This window comes from Chamaesiphon sp. VAR_48_metabat_403, assembly GCF_031422475.1.
Classification (GTDB): Bacteria; Cyanobacteriota; Cyanobacteriia; order Cyanobacteriales; family Chamaesiphonaceae; genus Chamaesiphon.
In genome coordinates, this window is sequence record NZ_JANPLS010000507.1 from 1 (window position 1) to 6,350 (window position 6,350).

Consider the following 6,350-nt stretch of genomic DNA (forward strand, 5'->3'; position numbering starts at 1 on the left):
CGTATCGTAGACATACACCATCCCAGGCAAGGTTTCGGTGAGCTTTTGCACGAATTTCTGGCTCTCTTGCAGGGCGGCTTCTGCCTGTTTACGATCGGTAATATCGATCGATACTCCTAAAATCTGTCGGACATCTCCCGCTGGCGTGGTGTTAAATACAGTGCTACAACTGAGTAGCCAGCACCATTCATCATTTGCCTGTTGCACTCGGTATTCGATCTCCAGCACTTCGCCAGGGAGAGCCGTATTGAATTGGGCCTGATACGCCATTGCGCGGGGCAGATCGTCTGGATGCACGATACTCGGCGTGATGTCTGTCCCCAGCTCTTCTAGTTGCTCTGGCGTATAGCCTAGCAGTTCTAGGGAGTGGCGATTGCTATAGATGTTGCGTTGCTCGATGAGATCGTAGACGTACAGCATCCCTGGCATAGTATTGGCGACATTTTCCACGAATTGCTGACTTTCGACCAAAGCAATTTCGGTTTGTTTGCGAAGGGATATATCGAACAGCACCCCGATAAACCGCATGGCTTCCCCCGCCTGGTTGTCGAGGAATCTTCCGGTTGCGGCTAGCCACACGACTGCTCCAGTGTCGGCGCGAACGAACCGATTTTCGCTGCGAAAGATCGATCGATCCCGCTGGGCAGTTTCCCACGCCTGCATCACCGCTGCGCGATCGTCGGGATGGACGAGGCTCATCGCCATCTCGAGGGTAGCTGCGCCATCAGTAGCTGGAGCGTAGCCCAAAATCTCGAAGTGTTTGGCAGACCAGATGGTTCCACCCGTGGACAGATCTGCATCACAGGTCGCCATCTCTGCGGCTGTAAGTGCCAAACTCAGCCGTTCTTCACTCTCCGACACCTTCTCGATCGAGCGTATACGCTCGATCGTAATACTAGCAATTTTAGTCCCAAATTCGCCCAGTTGATATTCCCATTCGGTCGGCAATCGGGCTTCATTAAAGCACAACATCACCGAACCGATGGGTAAATTATCGATCCCCATAATCGGTAAGGAATGACAAGCCCGAATGCCATGTGCGATACATAAATCCCGCCAGCTTTGCGACCAAGATTCGTCACTCGCAATATCGGTACAAGTCACAGGCTCACTGCAATATACTGCCGTCCCACAAGTACCAATCGCCAGCTCGTTAATCGGTGCATCCTTGAGTCCTTGGCTCAACGACGGCGGGAAATCTGGCGTAATCGATCGAGGAAACTTCGTGCGGCGATCGTCAGTCAGTAGCACACAGGCGCGCGTGTGGGGGCTGAGTTTGGCGATCGAGCTACACAGCGCACTCAGGCACTCATCTAGCGGCTGACCAGTGGAAACCGCCTCTAGCAGTCGCGTCTGTTCGACTAGCATCAGTTCGTGCTGTTGACGCTCTAGCTCAGTCGCAATCCGACTGGCAAAGATCGTCATTAACGATTCGGCTAGATGCACATTTGCTAGGGGTTTACCATCCATTACACCCAGCAATCCCAAGATATAACCATCAGACCCATAGAACGGAATCGCGATATAGCTCTCCACCGAAAGCGGTTTAAGTAGGGGCGCATTCGGAAATAGAGCCTGGACATTGCACGGATAACAGCATATTTTACGCTGCTCGATCGCTTGCCAGCAGGGCGTATCTTGCAGCCGATATTCGAGGTTCTCGACGATGTGACCGCGATCGCAAGTGGCGATCGTTCGCATCATTTTCGGCTCAGTGCCTTCCACCAAGCCAATATAAACGTAGTCGGTGCCCAAAACTTTGGCAAAGTGCCTCACCAGCTCATCGAAAAATTCCCCACCCGTCACCCTCGCCACACCTTGGGTAATCTCGACTAGTGCGGCATCGACGCTAGCGATCTGCCGCGCCGCCAACCGCAGTTCCAGCTCATCAACGACCATTGCCGCCAAATCTACCAAAGTAGCCTCTTCCTCGGCAGTGAGGGGTTCATGGGGCACACTGTCGAGCATACACAGCGTACCCAGATTAAAGCCATCTCGATCGATCAACGGCGCACCCGCATAAAACCGCATCCCAGGTTCGCATTGCACGAACGGATTGCAGCTAAATCGATGGTCGAGTCGAGTATCGGGAACGATCAGCGGCTCATCGGTTAACACGGCAAAGCTGCAAATCGTCGCATCGCGCACCACTTCAGTAGCACCAAAACCAATGCTAGACTTGAACCAAGCTCTCGACTCATCCACCAGCGAAATCAGAACGGTAGGCATCTTAAACAGTCGCGCTGCGAGGGCTGTAAGGCGATCGAAAGCTACTTCAGGAGGCGTATCGAGGACTTGATAGCGATGCAGTGCCGCCAACCGTTCTGGTTCGTTGGCAGGTAAGAGTGGGTTGATAGCCTGTACTGGTAGTGAGTCAGTCATGGTATTTTCTGCAAATGGCGATTAATGCTGGTAGTTTGGGCGATGGGGGGATCGATCTGTAAGTTTGCTGCGTAGTCCCTTTACCCCACCCCAACCCTCCCCTTATAAAGCGGATGCGATCGGCTGTTCCTATTTTATAGCTGTTGCCAGCTCATGGCAAAACCCCACACCTATTGTAAAGATGCAGGGTTTGAGAGTCAGATCTCGAACAGTTGCGATCGAAATCTATGAGAACTTAATTTTTGAGTATTGATTAGTTTTCTTCTAGCCAATCGATCTCGATCGAAGTATTTTGAGCTTCACTCGTGCTGGGACTTCTACCGCTTTCTTCAATACTGCTAGAACTAGCGCGATTGCGAATTGCCATCAATTTCGAGATCGTCTGTTTGGGATCGGCATTGGGCTTGAGCGTGTAGAGCAGATTTTGCCGATCGCAGGTACCTTTGATTTGCTTGGTCGCACATACCACAGGCAGATTATTAATAGTACCAGTGGTAATATACTTTAACTGTCCGCTGCGGTACATAGATTGGAATCTAGCCGACACTTGCTGACAACGAGTTTGGGGATTAAAGCCCGAACCACTAAATTCTTCCGAACTCCAGACAACGATCGCTACATCGCCTTTTTTGGTTCTAGCTACAGTTGCTGGCTTACCATTCGAGGTACTACAAACAAAGCTAGTGGCGGCAGTCAGAGCCTGACTGGCTGGAACGAAGGCAATATTGCTGCTGACTACAGCGATCGCTGCTAGAGTAAGGTTAGCAAGCTGATTGGATAAAGATTTCATTTGCCAGATTTTCATAAGTTTATTCCTCGATCGATTACTAAATTTAAGAAACACTATCTCACTCTAAAGTTCCGAATGAGTTGGTAATTTTATATACATAATTTATTATTTTTCACAATCGGCTGTTGACACTTCAATTGCTGAGCAGATAATGTTTCTAGCTTTTAAACTCATCAATCGCTTCCCATCAGATAATCAATGAATTGTCGCGCAGTGCGCCCAGAGCGTCCGTTGTGTCTTGTTGCCCATTGTAAGGCACGTTTTTCAAGATCGTCACGCTCGATCGGCAATTGTGCTGAATTAGCTAAATGATGGACGATTTCGAGATATTTAGGTTGGTCGGCAGGCTCAAAGGTCAGTGTAATGCCAAACCGATCGCTAAATGATAATTTTTCTTGGACGGTATCCCACATCTGAATCTCGTCAGCATCTTGAGGGCGCGGTCGATCTGCAAAGTATTCTCTAACTAAATGCCGCCGATTGGAAGTGGCGTATACTACTACATTAGCAGGTCTGGCGGTGACGCTGCCTTCTAAGACGACTTTTAATGCCTTAAAAGCCTCATCATCGGCTTCAAATGAAAGATCGTCGATGAAAATAATAAACTTTTGCGGTAAATCGGCAATGCGATCGAGAATTATCGACAGATCGCGCATATCGGTTTTACTGACTTCAATTAGTCTTAATTGACTATCGGTAAAATAATTGAGCAAGCTTTTAACTAACGATGATTTACCCGTGCCTTTACCACCATACAATAAAATATTTAGAGCTGGCTTACCTAAGAGCAAGGCTTTTGTATTTTTAATGAGCGTGTCTTTTTGCAGATCGTAACCGACGAGTCGATCGATATCGATCGGATCGGGAGTAGAAATTCCAACCAGTCTATTTTGCCATCTCAAGGCTCGATATTTACCAAATATCCCCAATCCCGACTGCTGGTAATACCGCAAGACATCTTCTAGTAATTCACCCCAGTTATCGGGCACATCTGTAGATTCACCCCAATTTTTACAGTCTAATTTACTCACAATATTCGCTCTGCGGCGATTTTTGATGCGATCGATTGGGGTACTTCCGATCCAGCAAACTGGGTTATCACCGACTTGCTGCACCCATTTAGGAATGTAATGACCGTTAATATAGAGCGTATATAAAGATTGTAAATCTTGTTTGGCAGCCATGACTAGAGCTGGCGATAAATACTTGTCTAGCGAACCTTGCGAAAAATCGAGAGCGATCTTTTGCGCTTGAAGTGTAAACGGATTTTCAGCTTGTAGAATTCGATCGATTAAATATTCTTCCCAACTACAATTCTCGGCAGCTAAAGCTTTGAAAAAACGTCCGTAGGCAGTCAAACAAATTAAAGCATTAGCTTGCGATCGATCGCGATTGGCGATCGCATCGAGTAGTTCGATCGCCGCATTACCAACTTCACTATTTAAAATATCTTGATATACTAATAATCCCGCAATCGCCCGTTGCATCTGATGGAGTTCGGCAGTGTGTCGCTCGTGATGGGAGGAGTTCATAGGGGTTAGGCTTTAGGCTTTGGGCTTTAGACTTTAGGGAATAGGGAATAGGGAATAGGGGTTAAGGAAAGATAATTTTCAATCCAAAATCCAAAACCCAAAATCCTAACGGCGTTGGCAGTTATCGCAATTGCCGCATTGCCAGGTTTTGGGCTGGGGGGATCCAAAAGCAGCGAGTAGGTATGCCCAACGACAGCCTGGTTGAGTAATATACGGCGTAATTTCTCGAAAAATTTGCTGCTGTTGAGTTTGTAACACTTTCCAATCCGGTGGTTTATCAGTCTCGATGCGTCGATAATTAAATGGGGTTTCCCAGACTAATTCACCGATGCTGTGTAGTAAAGATAAAGCGATTGAGCTATGCGGAAATTTACGCTCGATCTCGCGGATGTCGCCACTGGTGGGAAGCTGCTTTGCTAGGGTAGTCGCCAGATCGTAATGACGATCGATACTTTCGACAAAAAATCGCGATCGCTGACGATCTTCTGGATACAATAGTCCGGTAGCCTCACACACTAATAATAACGCCTCCGCAGGCTTTCCATCCCGTCCGGCGCGTCCGATTTCTTGAATGTATTCTGCCAATAATACGGGCGGATGGAAATGAGCGATCCAGCGGACATTTGCTTTATTAATCCCCATCCCAAAAGCACAGGTACACACCACGTACTGTAGTTTACCACTCAACCATTCGCTCTCGACTCGTCGCCGAGATTGGGGACTCAAACCCGCATGATAAGCCACCGTGCGATCGCCTCGTGCTGCCAACCATGCGGCTAATTCTTCGCTGGTATCACGGGTTCTAACGTATACTAGCCCCGACTGACGTGGATATTTATCGATAAACTCGGTTAGGTGTTTTTTGCGCCCGCGTGGAGTCCAGATTTGCTTGACTGATAACTTGAGATTCGCACGATGGGGATTGAGAATAAATTCGGCTGGCTGCTGGAGTTGCAAAACGCGGCTGATTGTCTGCTGCGATCGGGGGTCTGCTGTGGCTGTAAAGGCGGCGATTGCAATTTTAGTATTTGGGGGCTTAGATTGAATTAAGGCGGTGCGAATCGCCCCCAAGCGGCGGTAGGTGGGACGAAAGGTTTCGCCCCAATGTACCAGACAGTGAGCTTCATCGAGAATCAGTCGATCGATCTGAAGTTCGGGCTGGCATAATTTCGCCCAGACTGTTGGGTTGAGTAGAGTTTCTGGCGAGATATACAACAGCCGCAAGCGTCCTGATTCTAAAGATTGGATCGTCTGTTTGCGGTTGGCGGGAGGAAGTTCGCTATGTAACAAGCCAGCGGCTAATCCTTTGGCGGTTAGTTCCTGCACCTGATTTTCCATCAAGGCTACCAGCGGCGAAATAACTAGAGTAACGCCGCTACTCAATAAAGCTGGAATTTGAAAACACAGCGATTTACCGCCCCCAGTCGGCATCACAATCAGTGCGTCTCGATCTGCCAGCAGACATTCAATGATTTCGCGTTGGGGCGATCGCAGTTCGGTATATCCCCATACCTGCTGTAGTTTGGCTTGAATCCGATCCATGAAAAAAGTTGAAAGTTGAAAGCGAAAAGTGCGTTCTTGGGATTTCCCAGGAACGCACTTTTCGCTATGCGGACTGATTAACCAGTCCGCGTAGGCGGACTTTG

At 48.4% G+C, this 6,350-nt stretch carries 4 protein-coding genes; all 4 read right to left on the reverse strand.

Annotation, left to right across the window (positions count from 1 at the left end; genetic code table 11):
• Positions 1-2,382, reverse strand: a 2,382-nt coding sequence (locus RMO79_RS23685) for a GAF domain-containing protein (protein ID WP_310485731.1), incomplete at its 3' end; no start/stop codon positions are given.
• Between the two features lie 253 nt (positions 2,383-2,635).
• Complete coding sequence (locus RMO79_RS23690; protein WP_310485732.1) at positions 2,636-3,187, reverse strand: COP23 domain-containing protein; 552 nt, start codon at positions 3,185-3,187, stop codon at positions 2,636-2,638.
• Between the two features lie 158 nt (positions 3,188-3,345).
• Entirely contained in the window at positions 3,346-4,704 is a 1,359-nt protein-coding gene (locus tag RMO79_RS23695) for an ATP-binding protein (protein ID WP_310485733.1), read from the reverse strand.
• A gap of 105 nt (positions 4,705-4,809) precedes the next feature.
• On the reverse strand, positions 4,810-6,246 hold the full coding sequence (locus RMO79_RS23700; protein ID WP_396136666.1) for a RecQ family ATP-dependent DNA helicase: 1,437 nt from the start codon (positions 6,244-6,246) through the stop codon (positions 4,810-4,812).
• Positions 6,247-6,350 lie beyond the last annotated feature (104 nt).

Coding starts and splice junctions, on each gene's coding strand:
- RMO79_RS23690 (WP_310485732.1), bottom strand. CDS start 3,187: ATGAAAATCTGGCAAATGAAATCTTTATCCAATCAGCTTGCTAACCTT.
- RMO79_RS23700 (WP_396136666.1), bottom strand. CDS start 6,246: ATGGATCGGATTCAAGCCAAACTACAGCAGGTATGGGGATATACCGAA.
- RMO79_RS23695 (WP_310485733.1), bottom strand. CDS start 4,704: ATGAACTCCTCCCATCACGAGCGACACACTGCCGAACTCCATCAGATG.